12 protein-coding genes are annotated in these 17597 nt (G+C 50.6%); 9 read left to right on the top strand and 3 right to left on the bottom strand.

The genetic code is table 11. The features are described 5' to 3' along the window. Positions 1 to 96: 96 nt before the first annotated feature. The 6 genes from HWY38_RS00865 to HWY38_RS00840 are packed head-to-tail and all read left to right on the top strand — an operon-like array spanning position 97 to position 12067. Positions 97 to 882 (top strand): 2,3-dihydro-2,3-dihydroxybenzoate dehydrogenase, encoded by a 786-nt coding sequence (locus tag HWY38_RS00865; protein WP_224181078.1) that lies wholly within the window; start codon positions 97 to 99, stop codon positions 880 to 882. 23 nt (positions 883 to 905) lie between these two features. Then, positions 906 to 2102, top strand: a complete 1197-nt coding sequence (dhbC, locus tag HWY38_RS00860) for an isochorismate synthase DhbC (protein ID WP_224181077.1) — start codon at positions 906 to 908, stop codon at positions 2100 to 2102. Between the two features lie 18 nt (positions 2103 to 2120). Further along, a complete protein-coding gene (locus tag HWY38_RS00855) occupies positions 2121 to 3746 on the top strand; it encodes a (2,3-dihydroxybenzoyl)adenylate synthase (protein ID WP_224181076.1) in 1626 nt (541 codons plus the stop codon). Positions 3747 to 3763: 17 nt separating this feature from the next. Continuing rightward, entirely contained in the window at positions 3764 to 4690 is a 927-nt protein-coding gene (locus tag HWY38_RS00850) for an isochorismatase (RefSeq protein ID WP_224181075.1), read from the top strand. Positions 4691 to 4705: 15 nt separating this feature from the next. After that, positions 4706 to 11833 carry an amino acid adenylation domain-containing protein gene (locus HWY38_RS00845; RefSeq protein WP_224181074.1) on the top strand — a complete coding sequence of 2376 codons (7128 nt, stop codon included), beginning with the start codon at positions 4706 to 4708 and terminating at the stop codon, positions 11831 to 11833. An 18-nt stretch (positions 11834 to 11851) separates the two neighbouring features. Then, positions 11852 to 12067 carry an MbtH family protein gene (locus tag HWY38_RS00840; protein WP_224181073.1) on the top strand — a complete coding sequence of 72 codons (216 nt, stop codon included), beginning with the start codon at positions 11852 to 11854 and terminating at the stop codon, positions 12065 to 12067. A gap of 44 nt (positions 12068 to 12111) precedes the next feature. Here HWY38_RS00840 and HWY38_RS00835 read toward each other — a convergent pair whose 3' ends face one another. From HWY38_RS00835 to HWY38_RS00825, 3 genes are all read right to left on the bottom strand, one after another. Then, a complete protein-coding gene (locus HWY38_RS00835; RefSeq protein WP_015418117.1) occupies positions 12112 to 12789 on the bottom strand; it encodes a YukJ family protein in 678 nt (225 codons plus the stop codon). A 119-nt stretch (positions 12790 to 12908) separates the two neighbouring features. Further along, positions 12909 to 14039 (bottom strand): alanine dehydrogenase, encoded by a 1131-nt coding sequence (gene ald, locus HWY38_RS00830; RefSeq protein WP_003152011.1) that lies wholly within the window; start codon positions 14037 to 14039, stop codon positions 12909 to 12911. Between the two features lie 103 nt (positions 14040 to 14142). Further along, a complete protein-coding gene (locus HWY38_RS00825; RefSeq protein ID WP_014418775.1) occupies positions 14143 to 15372 on the bottom strand; it encodes a PucR family transcriptional regulator in 1230 nt (409 codons plus the stop codon). A gap of 315 nt (positions 15373 to 15687) precedes the next feature. Here HWY38_RS00825 and HWY38_RS00820 point away from each other — a divergent pair, with 315 nt between their 5' ends. The 3 genes from HWY38_RS00820 (at position 15688) to essB (ending at position 17597) form a co-directional block, all read left to right on the top strand. Continuing rightward, positions 15688 to 15981: a WXG100 family type VII secretion target gene (locus tag HWY38_RS00820; RefSeq protein WP_015418116.1), complete on the top strand. Its 294-nt coding sequence runs from the start codon at positions 15688 to 15690 to the stop codon at positions 15979 to 15981. 75 nt (positions 15982 to 16056) lie between these two features. Continuing rightward, positions 16057 to 16296 carry an EsaB/YukD family protein gene (locus tag HWY38_RS00815; protein ID WP_007408690.1) on the top strand — a complete coding sequence of 80 codons (240 nt, stop codon included), beginning with the start codon at positions 16057 to 16059 and terminating at the stop codon, positions 16294 to 16296. Between the two features lie 14 nt (positions 16297 to 16310). Next, positions 16311 to 17597, top strand: coding sequence for a type VII secretion protein EssB (essB, locus tag HWY38_RS00810; protein WP_224181072.1), 1287 nt, complete (start codon positions 16311 to 16313; stop codon positions 17595 to 17597).

Here is a 17597-nt window from a genome sequence, read left to right as displayed (position 1 = left end):
ATTTTCTAATTGACTGCGTGTTTTGATTTGGATATGATTGTCTTGAATCATAAGTGATAATGATAATCATTATCAATATAGAAAGGGAATGATAATATGGACGCATTGGGAATGAAAGGGAAAACGGCCGTTGTCACCGGCGCCGCTCAAGGCATCGGAGAAGCAACAGCGCTTGCCCTTGCTGAACAAGGCGTAAATGTGGCAGCTATAGATACAAATGAAGACCTGCTTCTCAGGCTTACTGACAGACTCCGGCAAAAAGGCGTGCAGGCGCAGGGTTTTGCCGCAGATGTATCTGACAGTGCGGCTGTCAATAATATCATCGCCGCCGTTGAACGCGACATGGGGCCTATTGAAATATTGGCGAACGTTGCGGGCGTGCTGCGGCCGGGTCCGGTGCAATCTCTCAGTGATGAAGATTGGGATCAAACATTTTCTGTTAATACGACCGGCGTATTTCATGTGTCACGGGCTGTAAGCCGGTACATGATTGAGCGGAAAAAGGGCGCCATCGTTACGGTCGGTTCGAATGCAGCCGGCGTTCCGCGTGCTTCCATGGCGGCTTATGCGGCGTCAAAAGCGGCTGCCGCCATGTTTACGAAATGCCTCGGACTGGAGCTTGCGGCCCATCATATCCGCTGCAACATCGTATCTCCGGGTTCAACGGAAACCGACATGCAGCGGGCGCTGTGGCAGTACGAGAACGGAGCCCGGGACGTCATCAGAGGTTCGCTTGATACATATAAAACGGGAATTCCGCTTCAAAAGCTGGCGAAGCCTTCTGATATTGCAAATGCCGTTTTGTTTCTGGCTTCTGAACAGGCAAACCATATTACGATGCATGATTTATGCGTTGATGGCGGCGCTACTTTAGGCGTTTGATTTAACGAGAAGGAGGGACAAACATGACAAATCAACATGTATTGACGGAAGTGTCTGCAAAAGAGGTGCTGGACGCTTACAAGCCCGGGGCGTTCTTTTTAGCTTCCCCGAAAGGTACGATGCTTGCGGAAGGAATGTTTGCGGAAGTGCCTGATACAGACACGGAAAATCAGCTGGATTCACTGCCTGAACGCGTGAGACAGACGCTTCTTGAGGCAAAGAAAGCCGGCATCAAACATCCGATTGCGGCCGGCGCCATTCCTTTTGACGGCAGAAAAGCTTCCCGGCTTTTTGTACCGAAGAATGTCCATACGGCAGGCCCGCTTTCGTTTGCGGAATCTTCCGCAGAAAAGCCGCAATCCAATACATATGACATCCGTCCCATTCCGGAGCCTGAGGGCTTTATGAGCGGTGTGGAACAAGGCGTATTCAACATTACGGACGGTCCGCTCAGCAAAATCGTGCTGTCAAGGACGCTTCATCTGACCGCTGAAAAGAATATCGACATTCCTCAGGCCGTCAAGCATTTGGCGCAGCACAACCCGCGCGGCTATACATTCGCTGCGGATGTGACGGGAACGTCAGAAACAAGAAAAACGCTTTTCGGCGCAAGTCCTGAACTGCTGCTGTCCAAAAACGGAACATCGATTCTGTCCAATCCGCTGGCAGGTTCCAGACCACGCAGCACAGATCCCGCCGAGGATCAGAGAAGAGCGGAAGAACTGCTGCAATCAGCAAAAGATCTGCATGAACATGCCGTAGTTGTGGCCGCCGTGGCCGCCGCCCTTAAACCGTTCTGCCGTGTGCTTGATGTGCCGGAAAAACCGTCACTCATTAAAACTGAGGCGATGTGGCACCTGTCCACCGAGGTAAAGGGAGAGCTGCGTGATCCGTCAACGACATCACTTGAGCTGGCCATCGCCCTGCATCCGACACCCGCGGTATGCGGAACACCGACAGATGCGGCGAGAGAAGCGATTCAGGATATTGAGCCGTTTGACCGCAATTTCTACACGGGAATGGCGGGCTGGTGTGATGCTGAGGGTGACGGAGAATGGATTATCGCACTTCGCTGCGCCGAAGCGGAAACAAGGTCTCTCCGGCTCTTTGCGGGTGCTGGAATTGTCGCCGGATCAAAGCCGGAGGATGAACTGGACGAGACATCGGCGAAATTCCGCACCATGCTCCGGGCGATGGGACTTTACCAAGATGAGTTGTAAAAAAGGAGGGAACGGATCGTGCTGACTGGATTTACGCCATGGCCGGAAGAATGGGCTGACAAATACCGAAAAGACGGCTGCTGGAAGGGTGAGACGTTCGGAGGAATGCTGAAAGAGCGCGCGGCTTTATACGGAAATCAAACTGCCGTGACGTGTAAAGATGTACATTGGACCTACAAAGAATTAGATGAAAAGGCCGATCGTTTAGCGGCGGGGCTGCATGAGCTCGGAATTCAAAAGGAAGACCGCGTTGTCGTTCAGCTGCCGAATATCGCTGAGTTTTTTGAAGTGATTTTCGCGCTGTTCCGCCTCGGAGCACTGCCCGTTTTCGCGCTGCCTTCTCATAGAAGCAGTGAGATTACGTATTTCTGCGAGTTTGCAGAGGCGAAAGCATACATCATTCCTGATATGCATTCAGGTTTTGATTACAGAGCGCTTGCCAGACAGGTGAAAGACAAACTTCCGGATTTGGCGCATGTTATTGTAGCCGGCGAAGCTGAAGAGTTTCAGGAACTGAGCAGCCTGCATAGAGAGCCTGTTCAGCTTGAAGATGTAAGCCCGGCGGAAGTCGCCTTTTTACAGCTTTCAGGAGGCAGTACGGGGCTGTCCAAGCTGATTCCGCGAACACACGACGATTACATATACAGTTTGCGCATCAGCGCGGAAATATGCGGCTTGGATCATCACAGCGTTTATTTGGCCGCTCTGCCGACAGCGCATAATTATCCGCTCAGCTCGCCAGGTGTGCTGGGAACTTTATATGCCGGGGGCCGGGTTGTTCTGTCACCGACGCCGAGTCCGGATGACTGCTTCCCGTTAATTGAAAAAGAACGTGTCACGATTACAGCGCTCGTCCCGCCGCTTGCGATGGTGTGGATGGACGCATCCGGTTCGCGAAGTGATGATTTATCAAGCCTTCAAGTGCTGCAGGTAGGAGGCGCCAAATTCAGCGCTGAGGCGGCCCGCCGCGTAAAGAGCGCTTTCGGATGCACCCTTCAGCAGGTTTTCGGAATGGCGGAAGGATTGGTGAATTATACGAGACTGGATGATCCTGAAGAGATCATTGTCAATACGCAAGGCAGACCGATGTCACCTTTTGATGAGGTGAGGGTTTTAGACGATGACGGGCGGGATGTAGCCCCCGGTGAAGCGGGACATTTGTTTACACGCGGCCCTTACACGATTCGCGGATATTATAAAGCGCCTGAACATAATGAAAGATCATTCACAGCCGACGGATTTTATCAGACCGGCGATATCGTCAAACTGACGGCGGACGGCTATATCATCGTCGAAGGACGTGCGAAAGATCAAATCAACCGGGGCGGTGAAAAAATAGCCACTGAGGAGGTGGAAAATCACCTTCTTGCGCATCCTGCCGTTCATGATGCGGCTATGGTTTCAATGCCGGATGATTTTCTCGGGGAGCGATCCTGTGTGTTCGTCATCCCGAAAGGAGAAGCGCCGAAACCGGGAGAGCTGAAAGCATTTTTACGGGAGCGCGGACTGGCGGCATATAAAATCCCCGACCGGATTGAATTTATCGCTTCTTTCCCGAAAACTGGCGTCGGCAAGGTCAGTAAAAAGGATCTTCGCGAAACGATCGCCCAAAAAGTAAAGCCGGCTGAAATCAAACAATCTTAAAAAAGGAAGTGTTTACATTGGCTATACCGTCTATTCCCGCATATGCGCTGCCGACAGCGTCAGATATGCCTGAAAATAAAGTATCGTGGACGCTGAATCCGAAACGCGCGGTGCTTCTGATCCATGACATGCAGAATTATTTCGTCGATGCTTTTGCGAAAGGTGTCGCTCCGATCACAGAGGTGTCTCAGAATATCAAAAAAATAAAAGAGCAATGCAAAGCACTCGGCATTCCGGTGGTGTATACCGCGCAGCCGGGCAGCCAAGACCCGGCGGACCGCGCGCTGCTGACGGATTTTTGGGGGCCGGGGCTAAAAAGCGGGCCTTATGAAGAAAAGGTCATTCCGGAGCTTGCCCCGGATGATCAGGACATTGTCCTCACAAAGTGGAGATACAGCGCGTTTAAACGGACGAATCTCCTTGAGATCATGCGTGAAAGCGGCAGAGACCAGCTCATGATTACGGGAATTTATGCACACATCGGCTGCCTCGTCACAGCATGTGAAGCATTTATGGATGATATCCAAAGCTTCTTTATCGGAGATGCCGTTGCTGATTTTTCTTCAGAAAAACATAAGATGGCCATCGAATATGCGTCTCAGCGCTGCGCTTACACAGCTTTGACAAACGAAGTGCTGGAGCTGCTGGACGGCGCGCCGGTTTCTGAAGGAGAAGAGAAGGTTTCCGCCGTATTGACAAAAGACCGGGTGCGGGAACAAATTGCGGCGATTCTTCAAGAATCACCGTCTGATATTCCGGATCATGAAGACCTGCTGAACAGAGGTCTTGACTCCGTCAGAATCATGAGTCTTGTCGAACAATGGCGCCGTGACGGAGCCGAAGTGACGTTTGTGGAACTGGCGGAGAACCCGACGCTGGAAGAGTGGTGGAGACTTCTTTCTTCCCGATCTCAAAAAGTCTTGCCGAACGCAGATTATTTATAAAGGGGAGAGAATAGAATGCATGATACACAACAGCTGCCTCTGACAGGCGCACAGGCCGGTATCTGGTTTGCGCAGCAGCTTGATCCTGATAATCCGATTTACAATACAGGCGAGTACGTTGAGATAAACGGCGCGATCGATGTGAACATATTTAAAACCGCTCTCGAACGCGTGCTGACGGAAGCCGCGTCATTACACGCCCGCTTCGAAGAGGGAGCAGACGGGCCGAAGCAGATCATCAATCCTCCATTTGAGGCTGCGATCGATGTCATAGATGTGAGTTCAGAAGCTGATCCGAAGCAGGCCGCACTCAGACTCATGCAGACAGATTTGGCTGAGCCCGTTGATATGGTGGCCGGGCCTTTGTTCCGCGACATTTTATTTCAGGCGGGACCGGAACGCTTTTTCTGGTATCAGCGCATTCACCACATTGCGATAGACGGCTACGGTTTTTCACTGCTGGCACGGCGCACGGCGCAAATGTACACCGCAATACGGGAAGGACGTCCGGATAACGGGCGCTCCTTCGGCTCTTTGGAGGAGCTGATAAAAGAAGAACAAGAATACCGCGCGTCTGATCAATTCCTGAAAGATCGGGAATTTTGGATGGAGAAATTTGCGGATGAACCTGATGTCGTCAGTTTGGCGGAAAGAGCGCCGCGAACGTCAACAAGTTTTCGGAGAAGTACGGCTTATCTTTCTGAAACGGCTTTACAGCATGTAAAAGCGATTCCGAACTGGCATGAAGCCGTCACTGCCGCAGCGGCGGTATATGTCCACCGGATGACAAACGCAGGGGATATCGTGCTCGGTTTGCCGATGATGGGGCGGATCGGCTCGATTTCACTGAATATTCCGAGTATGGTCATGAATCTTCTGCCTTTACGGCTTTCTCTCCGCCCGGATATGAATTTTCATGAGGCCGTCAGCCAAGTGGCAAAAGAAATCCGAAACATCCGGCGCCATCAGAAATACCGCCATGAAGACATGCGCCGCGACCTTAAATTGCTCGGAGAAAATCGCAGGCTGTTCGGCCCGCAAGTCAATGTGATGCCGTTTGACTACGCGCTTGATTTCGCCGGAGCGCGGGGAAGCGTCCATAATTTGTCAGCAGGGCCCGTTGATGATTTGTCAATTAACGTTTACGACAGAGCGGACGGAAGCGGAATGCGTGTGGACTTTGATGCGAATCCGGAAGTGTACAGCGCCGAAGATATTGAAAACCATCAAAAACGCTTCCTGCTTCTGTTGGAATCCGCTGTGAAAGACCAGACACAAAAAATCGGCACACTCAACCTTCTGCTTGAAAGTGAACGTCTCCGCGTACTGGAAAGCTGGAATGACACGCGCAAGGCCGAGAAGCAGAAAAGTCTGCCGGAGCTGTTCTACGAACAGGCCGTGAAAACACCGGACCGGCCGGCAATCATCACCGAAAACGAAGAGCTCAGCTATGCCGAATTGAACAAGCGCGCGAACCAGCTTGCCGGCATGCTAAAGGAAAAGGGGCTGGGACCGGAACAATTTGCCGCTTTGCTGCTTCCGCGGTCACAGGAGTTGGCCGTGAGCATGCTGGCCGTTTTGAAAACGGGAGCCGCATACCTGCCGCTTGATCCTGATTTTCCTTCTGAGCGGATCACATACATGCTCAAAGATGCACAGCCTGCCTGCCTGATTACAACGATGGAATTATCCGGACGCTTGCCGGAAGACAGTGATGCAAAAAGGATCATTCTCGATGACCCGGATACGGTAAAAACCGTTGCCGCTCAAAATGCTGACTGTCCCGCTCAGGCGGAATGTTCGCCTTTGCACCCCGCTTATATCATCTATACATCGGGTTCAACGGGCAAACCGAAAGGCGTAGTCGTGACATTAAAAAGCGTAAGCAATTTCCTCTTATCCATGCGGGAAATGTTCCCGCTCGGCGAACAAGACCGCCTGCTTGCCGTTACGACAGCGGCGTTTGATATTTCCGGACTTGAGCTCTTCCTTCCGCTCATCAGCGGGGCGGGGTGCGTCATCGCACGTAAAGAGACGATTCAGGAACCGCGGGCGCTTGCGCACATGATTCACTCATACGGTATTTCAATCATGCAGGCAACACCGACATTGTGGCATTCATTAGTCACCAATGAACCGGATTCGCTCCGGGCGCTGCAGGTGCTTGTCGGAGGTGAGGCGCTTCCGAAGGCGCTTATGCATGCTCTGCTTGAATCAGGCTGTACGGTGACGAATCTGTACGGGCCGACTGAAACAACAATCTGGTCGGCCGCACAGCCGCTTGCAAAAGGCCATACAGGGGCGCCTCCGATCGGAAAGCCGATTTGGAACACGCGGGTATACGTGCTGGACGCCGCATTGCAGCCCGTCCCGCCGGGAATTGCGGGCGAGCTTTATATAGCGGGCGAGGGGCTTGCCAGAGGTTATTATAACCGTCCTGATTTAACAGCTGAAAGATTCATTGCCGATCCGTACGGGTCCGCGGGCGCGAGGATGTACCGGACGGGAGATCTCGTGCGCTGGCGTGAGGACGGCTCGCTTGATTATATCAGCAGAGCCGATCACCAAATTAAAATCCGCGGGTTCCGGATAGAATTAGGAGAAATTGAGTCAGTGCTGTCGAAATATCCGGGTATTTCGCAGGCCGCCGTCATTGTCCGTGAAGACCAGCCGGGAGATAAGCGGCTGGCGGCTTATGCTGTCGCGGATCAGCCCCTTGATATCGGCGGACTTCGTGCATATATGGCCGAAAGCCTGCCGGATTATATGGTGCCGGGCGCGTTTGTACAGCTGAAAGAATTGCCGCTGACGCCGAATAAGAAGCTCGATCGCAGCGCTCTGCCTGCACCTGATTTTTCCGCTGTCCTGTCTGACAGAGGGCCGCGGACACCGCAGGAAGAAATATTATGCGATCTGTTTGCCGAGGTTCTCGGTCTCGCGCGGGTCGGAATTGATGACGGGTTCTTTGAATTGGGCGGACATTCGCTCTTAGCCGGACGCCTGATGAGCCGGGTTCGGGAGACAATGGGCGCAGAGCTTGGCATCGGCCGTCTGTTTGATACGCCGACCGTTGCCGGGCTCGCCGCACAGCTTGACACCGCAAAGAGCGCGCGGCCTAAGCTCAAGCCGTTTGACCGGCCGGAGCACATCCCGCTGTCATTTGCGCAGCAGCGTCTATGGTTTCTCTACTGTCTTGAAGGGCCAAGCCCGACTTACAACATTCCGGTGATTGTCCGCATGTCAGGCAAGCTTGACCAATCAGCGCTGAAACACGCCTTTTACGATGTTGTCAGCCGTCATGAAAGCCTGCGCACCATTTTTCCGGAAAATAAGGGATCATCGCATCAGCTCATTTTATCTGCTGAAGAAGCCCGCCCTGTGTTTACAGTGACGCGTGCAGACAAAAACGAGCTCCAAGACATGCTTGCCGCTGCGGCACGATATCGGTTTGATCTCACTAAAGAACCGGCCGTCCGGGCTGAGCTGTTTGATCTTGGTGACGGCGAGTATACGCTGATGATTCTCCTGCATCACATCGCAGGTGATGGCTGGTCCTTGAATCCGCTCATGCGTGACTTATCCATAGCCTATATCACCCGGCAAACAGGTGAAAAAGCAGAATGGGCGCCGCTGGCGGTTCAATATGCGGATTATGCGCTTTGGCAGCAGCAGCTTTTAGGCAGCGCGTCTGATTCTGAGAGCTTAATTGCGCGCCAGCTGGATTTCTGGAAGAAAACGCTTGAAAATGTACCGGATCAGCTGGAGCTGCCGTCTGATTTTCCGCGTCCCGCTGAATCAAGCTACAGGGGCGGCGTCATTCCGGTCAACATCGGCCAAGAGCTTCATGCCCGTCTTCTCTCACTTGCCAGAAAGCAGCGCGTAAGCCTGTTTATGGTGATTCAATCAGGGCTTTCTGCGTTACTGACCCGGCTCGGTGCAGGGACCGATATTCCGATCGGCAGTCCGATAGCCGGCCGCAGTGATGACGCATTGGGAGACCTTGTGGGTATGTTCATTAATACACTCGTGCTGAGAACCGATACCTCTGGCGATCCGAGCTTTTGTGAGCTCCTTGAAAGGGTCAGAGAAATGAATCTCGCAGCATATGAACATCAGGATGTGCCGTTTGAACGTCTCGTGGAAGAATTGAATCCGAGTCGTTCCCGATCAAGACATCCGCTGTTCCAAGTGATGCTCGCATTCCAAAATACGCCTGACCCTGTACTCAGTCTTCCTGATATGGAAACAAGCCTGCAAATCAGCAGTGTCGGATCGTCCAAATTTGATTTGACGCTGGAATTGGCGGAACAGCGCCATGACGACGGCACGCCTGCCGGTATTGAAGGCCTGCTGGAGTTCAGTACGGACTTATTCAGAAAAGAAACGGCTGAAGCACTTGCCGGACGCCTGCTTCTTCTGCTCGAAGATGCTGCATCACATCCGGAAAAACCGATCGGAAGCTTAACCATTCTTTCTGATGAAGAGCGCCGGAAGCTTTTGCCGGTTAAACAGGCAAAACAGCATATTCAGCCTCGGCAGACACTGCCTGAACTGTTTGAAATACAGGCCGCCGCAAAATCGGATGAAACTGCGGCAGTATTTGAAGAGAGCGGTCTCAGTTATAAAGAGCTGAATGAAAAAGCCAATCAGCTCGCGCACATGATGATTGCCCGCGGCGTCGGCCCGGAGCAGTTTGTCGCACTGGCGCTGCCGCGTTCTTTAGATATGATTGTCGGGCTGTTAGCCGTCCTGAAGACGGGGGCAGCGTATTTGCCGCTTGATCCTGATTATCCCGCGGACCGCATTGCTTTTATGTTACATGATGCCAAGCCTGTATTTATGCTCACCAACCGTGAAGGCGCAAGTAAGCTCTCTATCGAAAGCGGCATGCCGCCCTTCATCTTGGATGATCCGCAGAACAAGGAAACACTTCGGCAATATGCCGTCACGAACCCTGAGAATGCCGACCGTATTCGTCCGCTGTCACCGCTTCACCCGGCCTATGTCATTTACACGTCGGGATCAACAGGTGTGCCGAAAGGTGTCATCATTCCGCACAGCAATGTTATCCGGCTGTTTGAGTCGACGCGGCATTGGTATCACTTTCATTCTGATGATGTATGGACGATGTTTCACTCCTACGCTTTCGATTTCTCTGTCTGGGAAATGTGGGGGCCGCTGCTTCACGGCGGACGTCTCGTCGTCGTGCCGCATGACATCAGCAGATCGCCGGAAGCGTTTTTACATCTTCTCGTGAAAGAGCGGGTGACCGTGCTTAACCAAACGCCGTCAGCGTTTTACCAGCTGATGCATGCGGAAAAAGAACACAAAGAGCTGGGGCGTCAGCTCGCACTCAGATATATCATCTTCGGCGGCGAGGCGCTTGAGCTGAGCCGGCTTGAGGATTGGTACAGCCGCCACGCGGACAATCAGCCGGTGCTCGTGAATATGTACGGCATTACGGAAACGACGGTGCACGTCAGTTACCTTGAATTAGACAAAAACATTGCCGAGCTGAGAGCAAACAGCCTCATCGGCTGCGGCATTCCTGATCTGAACGTATATGTGCTTGATGACCGGCTGGAGCCTGTGCCCCCGGGCATCACTGGCGAAATGTATGTGGCCGGAGGAGGCGTGGCACGCGGCTACTTAGGGCGGCAAAGCCTGACCGCCGAACGCTTTGTGGCTGATCCGTACGGCCCGCCGGGAACGAGAATGTACCGGACGGGGGATTTAGCCCGTGTGCGGACAGACGGTTCTCTTGATTATATGGGCAGGGCGGACCACCAGATTAAAATCCGCGGCTTCCGGATTGAATTGGGAGAAATCGAAGCGGTTCTCGTCAAACATCCGGATGTCGAGGATGCCGCCGTAGTCGTCCGTGAAGACCGGCCGGGAGATAAACGGCTGGCCGCCTACCTTGTCCGATCTGCCGGCAGCACCTTGGACACGGGGGACATGCGCCGGTTTGCCGAAGAAAGCCTTCCGGATTACATGGTTCCGTCAGCTTTTGTCCAAATGAATGAACTGCCGCTGACACCGAATGGAAAGCTTGACCGAAAAGCGCTCCCTGCGCCTGACTTCCAAACGGAGGTCACCGGCCGGGGACCGAGAACGCCGCAGGAAGAAATGCTGTGTGAGCTGTTCGCAGAGGTGCTTCATCTGCCGCGTGTCGGTATTGATGACAGATTTTTTGATTTAGGCGGCCATTCTTTGCTTGCGGTTCATTTAATGAGCCGTATTCGGGAAGCGATGGGAGCCGAGCTCAGTATCGGAACACTATTTGAAGCTCCTACGGTGGCAAGCCTTGCTGAAAGACTTGAGTCAGGAACGGGCGCAAGCGCGCTTGATGTTCTTCTTCCGCTCAGAACGGCAGGAGAAGAAACACCGTTGTTCTGTGTCCATCCGGCCGGCGGTCTCAGCTGGTGTTATGCCGGGCTGATGTCTTCTTTAGAGGCTGATTATCCGATATACGGCTTACAGGCGAGAGGCATCGGAAAAAAAGAACCGCTTCCGCAAAGCTTAGATGACATGGCGGCGGATTATATTGAAAAAATCCGCACCGTGCAGCCGAAAGGGCCGTACCGTCTGCTCGGCTGGTCTCTTGGAGGGAATGTCATTCAGGCCATGGCGACACAATTACAGAGCCGGGGTGAAGAGGTTTCGCTTTTGGTGATGCTTGACGCGTATCCGAATCATTTTCTGCCGATAAAAAATGCGCCTGATGACGAGGAAGCCGTCATTGCGCTGCTTGCCCTGGGAGGGTACGACCCGGACAGCCTCGGGGATCAGCCGCTTGATTTTGACACCGCGCTGACCATTCTCCGCCGTGAGGGAAGCGCATTAGCCAGTCTGGACGAGTCAGTGATGATGAATCTGAAAGACACGTACATTAATTCTGTCGGGCTGTTAGGAACATACAAGCCGAAGCCGTTCCACGGAGATGTGCTGTTCTTCAGATCCACGATTATTCCGGAGTGGTTTGACCCGATTGAGCCGGATACTTGGAAACCGTATATTACGGGGAAAATCGAGCGGTATGACTTAGACTGCCGCCATAAAGATATGTGCCAGCCGGGCCCGCTTGCCGACATTGGCGCGATTCTGGCAGAGAAATTAAACGGACGGCGTACAGTCCGGTAAAGAAAGGAAAGAGATGATATGACAAATCCATTTGAACGGGAAGACGGCTCATACCACGTGCTCGTCAATGCTGAAGGCCAGTACTCACTGTGGCCGGCCTATCTGGATGTGCCGGACGGCTGGGAAACCCGCCTCACGAATGAAACCCGCCCCGTTTGTCTCGAATATATTGAAACAAACTGGCGTGATATGAGGCCGGAAAGCCTGAAACAGGGCGAAACCGCTAAAATGTAATAAGAAAAGCCTGCCGTTATTTCGGCAGGCTTTTTATGCGGACATCAGCCGTTAAGCTGTGTATGATCACAAAATGTATAAGGGTGGCCTTCTTCATCCGTGCACCATGACTGAGACAGAAAAGCCAAAAAGACCGCGGCCCACTGGTCTGCAAACTGGATTAAAATACCGCCGTCGTGCCACGTTCCGTTATCCTTCTTCCAGCGTGTATCAATTGGGTTTCCCTGATTCATATGAATATTATGCATGCCGTTTGTCGGCTTGAACCCGAAAATCTTATCAGCGCCCGGCTCCGGCCCGAATTTAGAGCCGTAAATATATACGGTGGCTTTTTCTGATTTGGCTTTTTGCATGTACGTCTCAATAAAGTCATTTAAGTCATTATCCGGACCGGTGACTTCATGCGGGAGGGGCACCATGTTCCGGGGATCAAACAATCCGCCGCGGACATAATCCAGCGCCAGCTCACGGCTGGTTTCATCAATTGGGGTATATCCATACGGAATGTTGGGCAGCAGGGTGATCGCGCTTGCGTCAAAATGATCGCGTGCCGCATAAAGAACCTCTGATTCTTTTGAACTTGACATGACATTGATTGCACAGCGATAGCGCGTATCAGGCTCGCCTAGCACCTCGACTTGAAAATGCGGAGAATCATCATCTGTTTCCCTTTTCATATCTGACACAGTGCCTTTTAATACACCATAGTGCTGAACAGCCATATGAAAATCCTCCTTTTTCTTTCGGGATATGAATTGATATTCGAGACAGGGGGCCGGTTTTCCTTTTATGAGAAAGAAAAAAGGACAGCCCGCTGATCAGGCTGTCCTCTTCATATCTATTAAGCTTTTGCAGCCGAACCTTGCATTGCTTTTTCAGCAGGCACGTAGTCATAGCCTAAGTCTTTGGCTACCGCTTCATACGTGACATGTCCGTTAGCCGTATTTAAGCCCGCTTTAAGCGCAGGGCTGTCTGCAATGGCTTGTGCCGCGCCTTTATTGGCGATTTGAAGCGCGTAAGGAACGGTTACATTCGTTAATGCGAGCGTAGACGTACGCGGTACGGCGCCCGGCATATTGGCGACAGCGTAGTGAACGACGCCGTGTTTTTCGTAAGTCGGATTATCGTGGGTTGTAATATGATCAACGGTTTCCACAATGCCGCCCTGATCGATGGCAACATCAACAATGACGGAACCCGGTTTCATTTGTTTAACCATTTCTTCCGTAACGAGAGTCGGCGCTTTGGCTCCCGGGATGAGCACGGCGCAGATTAGAAGATCCGCTTCCGCGACGGAATCCGCGATATTTACAGGGTTTGACATCAAGGTTTTAATCTGATGCCCGAAAATATCATCAAGCTGACGCAGGCGGTCTGCGTTCAAATCGATCATTGTCACATCGGCACCGAGTCCGACAGCCATTTTCGCGGCATTTGTTCCGACGCCGCCCCCTCCGATGATCGTGACTTTTCCGCGGGATACACCCGGTACGCCGGCTAATAAAATTCCTTTTCCGCCCTTTGGTTTTTCAAGAAACTGAGCTCCGATTTGCGCGGCCATTCTGCCGGCCACTTCGGACATCGGCGTAAGCAGCGGAAGGGAACGTCCGTCCGTTACCGTTTCGTACGCGATAGCTGTCACGCCTTTTTCTGTAAGCGCTTTAGCTAATTCCGGCTCTGCAGCTAAATGAAGGTAAGTGAATAAGACCAGACCTTGACGGAAATACGCATACTCTTCAGCCAGCGGTTCTTTTACCTTCATGACCATTTCCGCATCCCATACTTGCTTTCTGTCCTCCAGAATTTCCGCCCCTGCTGATACATAATCTTCATTTGTAAAGCCGCTTCCGAGTCCCGCTCCGGATTCCACAAGAACCCGATGGCCGTTTCCGATAAGCTGTGAAACGCCTCCAGGTGTTAATGCCACTCGATTTTCATTGTTTTTGATTTCCTTTGGAACCCCGATAATCATGTCTGTTTCCCCCAATGTTTGTGTGATGCTTCAAGTGTAGCGCGATTTTTGCGAAAATTCTTTGTTTGAAACAGAAAATAAAAAAACACGGATTTGTGAAATTTCACGAACCCATGCTGCGAAGTTTGATATCAAGGTAAATCGTAAACTTTTCATTCACATTTTTTAAGTCGATTTCTGCGATCTGGCTGATTCTTTTCAGCCTGTAATTCAATGTATTGACATGGATGTTAAGCGCTTTAGCGGCGGTGTTGACGTTGCTGTCGGCATCAATAAAATGTTCGAGCGTTTTTACCATATCGGCTTGGTGCTCCCTGTCATACTGCTCAAGCTTTGAGAGGGAATAGTTCATATAGCCGCTGTGCTTGCGTTTTTCATCCAACACATCCAGGTACTGATAAATGCCGAGTTCCGAGAAGCTGAAAAGGTGTTTGGTTTCTCTCACAAACCGCTCTTTCGCTTTTAATACGGAAAGCGCTTCCTGATAGGAGCGGTAAACATAAGAAATCGATTCGTAAATACCGCCGACCGCAATCGACGCATCCTCAATTTTATATCGTTCCTTCAGCTGTTTTTGAATATGAAGGGCGAAGTGCTTTAAATCTTTAAAAGGCTGATCGGTTTTCGGCGCGGCTAATAAGATTAATTCATTTGAATCGACAGTCGCCAGCATGACATGAATCTGCTGTGTCGTTTCCTGCAAATATTGCAGCTGCTGTTCCGTCTTTTCAGTCAGCTCATCATGTAAACGGATGATCATGACGCTGAACACGGACGGCAGCGCCATTCCGAGCTTATGAAACCCTTCGGCCATCTCGGCTTCCTGATAAATATGGCCGGTCAGCATTTTCCAAAAAAACTCCTGGCCCCGCTCTTCGATTTTCGTTTTGCGGATCTGCAGGTGCAAAAGTTTGTTCCGCACCGCTTTGGCTGCCAGCTGAAGTGTCTTCAGGTCCTCGTCATTGAGCTTTTTTTTGATCTCAAGCGCCCAAATAAATCCGAGAACCTGACTGTTTTTCCAGATGGAAATCGCCACGCGGTTGCTTAGTCCCACCTCGTCAATTTCTTTCACTTTGATCGGCTGGTCCGTTTTTAAAAGAGCCGGAATGGTTCCGTCTTTCCAGAGTTTGTTGATGACTTTCTCCGGCACCCTCCGCCCGATAATCGTCGACGTCCGGGCCGGATCTGTACAATCGCTGTGCGTGCTGTATGCAAGCAGTTTATGATTAACGTCTTCTATTGTAATGGGGCATTGAAGAACTTCACTGATATGGTCGGCAACATCTTCAAGCCTGTCGAAACTGTACTTAAATGGATCCTTTGGATTGGTCATCTGTATCCCTACTTTTTCATAGCTTCATATCTTGATCTTACCATCTTGCTTTTCAGACTGAAAGGCATCTTTGCAGGGAAATGGACTAGGACAATAAGATCATTCGATGAAAACGAAAATAATAAGAAAATCATACTACTACATTTACAAAATGTGTAAATATACCGAAAAATCCAATATATCATAAGACTCATTTTGTAAAATTAAAACAGATTTGTTTGACTGTACCGAATGGTTGTTTTTATAATAATGACGTTCAAAAAATAAGTGAATTAGCCCATATTTAGGCTGATGACACAGGAGGGTATAAGGAATATGTCTGGATTAATTCGTGTCACACCCGAAGAGCTAAGAGCGATGGCTAAGCAATATGGCGTTGAAAGTCAGGAAGTCATGAATCAGGTTGACCGCCTGAACCGCATGATTTCTGATTTGAAAAGCATGTGGGAAGGTGCTTCAAGTGAAGCATTTGCAGATCAATATGAGCAGCTGAAACCTTCATTTATTAAAATGTCTGAATTGCTTCAAGATGTGAATCATCAGCTCGATCAAACGGCAAATACGCTTGAGTCTACTGACCAAGATATCGCTAACCAAATTCGCGGATAATAAGATGAATGAAGAAACGGAGCGCCTGATTCAATCAAGAAGACGGCGCTCTTTCTATGTAAGGGTGATATGAATATGTATATCGATATTACAATAGATTTAACACATTATAACGGCAGCGTCTTCGATCTCAGATTGTCAGATTACCATTCTGTGAAAAAAGTCATCGATATTGCCCGGCAGGCTCAGCATGTATCCGTTCCGCCGCGTGAAGGCTATTGGATCAGAGTGGTCAATAAAGAAGCGGTTTTTTCCGGAGAACAAAAGCTATCTGACTGCGGCATTACGAACGGAGACCGCCTTGAAATTTTATGAAAGGACATGGTGGAATGACAGATCATAACAGATCTTATTTAGAAACAGAATTAGACGCCGTCCGGGAAGAAACCGAATCAGGCTTCACGTTCACCTTCCAGCGGGAAAAAATCAAGCTTCTTGACGGGCTGGAAGCAAACGTGATTAAAGATGCTGATCCTTTTTTTCAAAAAGAGGTCTCAGTTTCAGAAGACGAAGTAACCATCACAATTAAACCTCCTTCTTCTTATCAGGCTTTCCGCTATATAAAAGGAAAAGATAAAAAAAGCAGGTGGCAATTTGCCTACCGTCTCGTCCAAGCCGTGAAACAGCATAAGCTGAAACGTCTCAATCTGATTGCCGCCCCTGAAAATATCGTGTTTGATAAAGCGCTGACGCCTTACTTTCTTCATTACGGCGTAAAGGAGAGCCTTCCGCCTTATGAGGAAGATAGAGAAAGGGTGTTAAAAGAGCTTAAAGCCTGTGCGGCGCTTGCAGCTGACGGGGCGTACACCTTCGATGAATATTTGAAGTACAAGGAGACGCTTCACTTCTCTCCTGAGGTGAAAAGCGTGCTAGAGGCGGAGACGATTGAAGAACTGGAAGAAACCATTCAAACCGCAATTCATTCCCTCGAAGAAAGGGACAAGACATACATAAAACTGCCGAAAAAGAAATGGAAAATCCAAAGATACGCCGGTCTGGCGCTTGCCGTCCTCCTTGTGCCGACACTTCTTTACTCCTTATACGTTCTGTTTTTCGCCCAGCCAAAGCAAGAGGCAATTACAGAAAGCAACCGCTATTTTTTAAATCAGCAGTACAGCAAAGTCATTGACACACTCGCTAAATACGATGCGGAAAGCCTCCCGGAATCTGTCCAGTACGAGCTTGCTTCCTCTTATGTGGCAGTTGAAAATCTGAGGGAAGAGCAGCGGAAAAACATCGGGAATCTGGTGACGCTGCAATCAGACCCGAAGCACTTCCTTTATTGGATTGATATCGGCAGAGGGGAAAATGAAGAAGCCATCAAAATCGGCCGCAATCTTGAGTACAACCCGTACATCTGGCTCGGACTTACAAAATATAAACAGCAATTATTAGCGGATGACAGTATGAAAGACGACGAAAAGCAGAAAGAACTGGACGCCGTGGAAAGCGAGCTTGCGAAGGCGAAAAAAGAGGCGGAGGAGCAGCATAAAGATGCGGAGGAAAACGGTGACACCGCCGAAGCTTCCGCCGGACAGGATGAAAGCAAACAAGACAAAGCGAAAGATAACAAAGAGAACGACAAGAAAGATGAGAAAAAAGATGAAAAAAAATAA

Source organism: Bacillus sp. KS1 (assembly GCF_020075515.1).
GTDB lineage: Bacteria > Bacillota > Bacilli > Bacillales > Bacillaceae > Bacillus > Bacillus velezensis.
Note: the sequence above shows the minus strand (reverse complement) of the source record. Positions and strands in the feature narration are given on the sequence as shown.

Excerpts from the sequence above, each read along its gene's own strand:
- HWY38_RS00820 (WP_015418116.1), top strand. The coding sequence starts at position 15,688 with ATGTCTGGATTAATTCGTGTCACACCCGAAGAGCTAAGAGCGATGGCT.
- ald (WP_003152011.1), bottom strand. The coding sequence starts at position 14,039 with ATGATTATCGGGGTTCCAAAGGAAATCAAAAACAATGAAAATCGAGTG.
- essB (WP_224181072.1), top strand. The coding sequence starts at position 16,311 with ATGACAGATCATAACAGATCTTATTTAGAAACAGAATTAGACGCCGTC.
- HWY38_RS00825 (WP_014418775.1), bottom strand. The coding sequence starts at position 15,372 with ATGACCAATCCAAAGGATCCATTTAAGTACAGTTTCGACAGGCTTGAA.
- HWY38_RS00835 (WP_015418117.1), bottom strand. The coding sequence starts at position 12,789 with ATGGCTGTTCAGCACTATGGTGTATTAAAAGGCACTGTGTCAGATATG.
- HWY38_RS00865 (WP_224181078.1), top strand. The coding sequence starts at position 97 with ATGGACGCATTGGGAATGAAAGGGAAAACGGCCGTTGTCACCGGCGCC.
- HWY38_RS00845 (WP_224181074.1), top strand. The coding sequence starts at position 4,706 with ATGCATGATACACAACAGCTGCCTCTGACAGGCGCACAGGCCGGTATC.
- HWY38_RS00840 (WP_224181073.1), top strand. The coding sequence starts at position 11,852 with ATGACAAATCCATTTGAACGGGAAGACGGCTCATACCACGTGCTCGTC.
- dhbC (WP_224181077.1), top strand. The coding sequence starts at position 906 with ATGACAAATCAACATGTATTGACGGAAGTGTCTGCAAAAGAGGTGCTG.
- HWY38_RS00815 (WP_007408690.1), top strand. The coding sequence starts at position 16,057 with ATGTATATCGATATTACAATAGATTTAACACATTATAACGGCAGCGTC.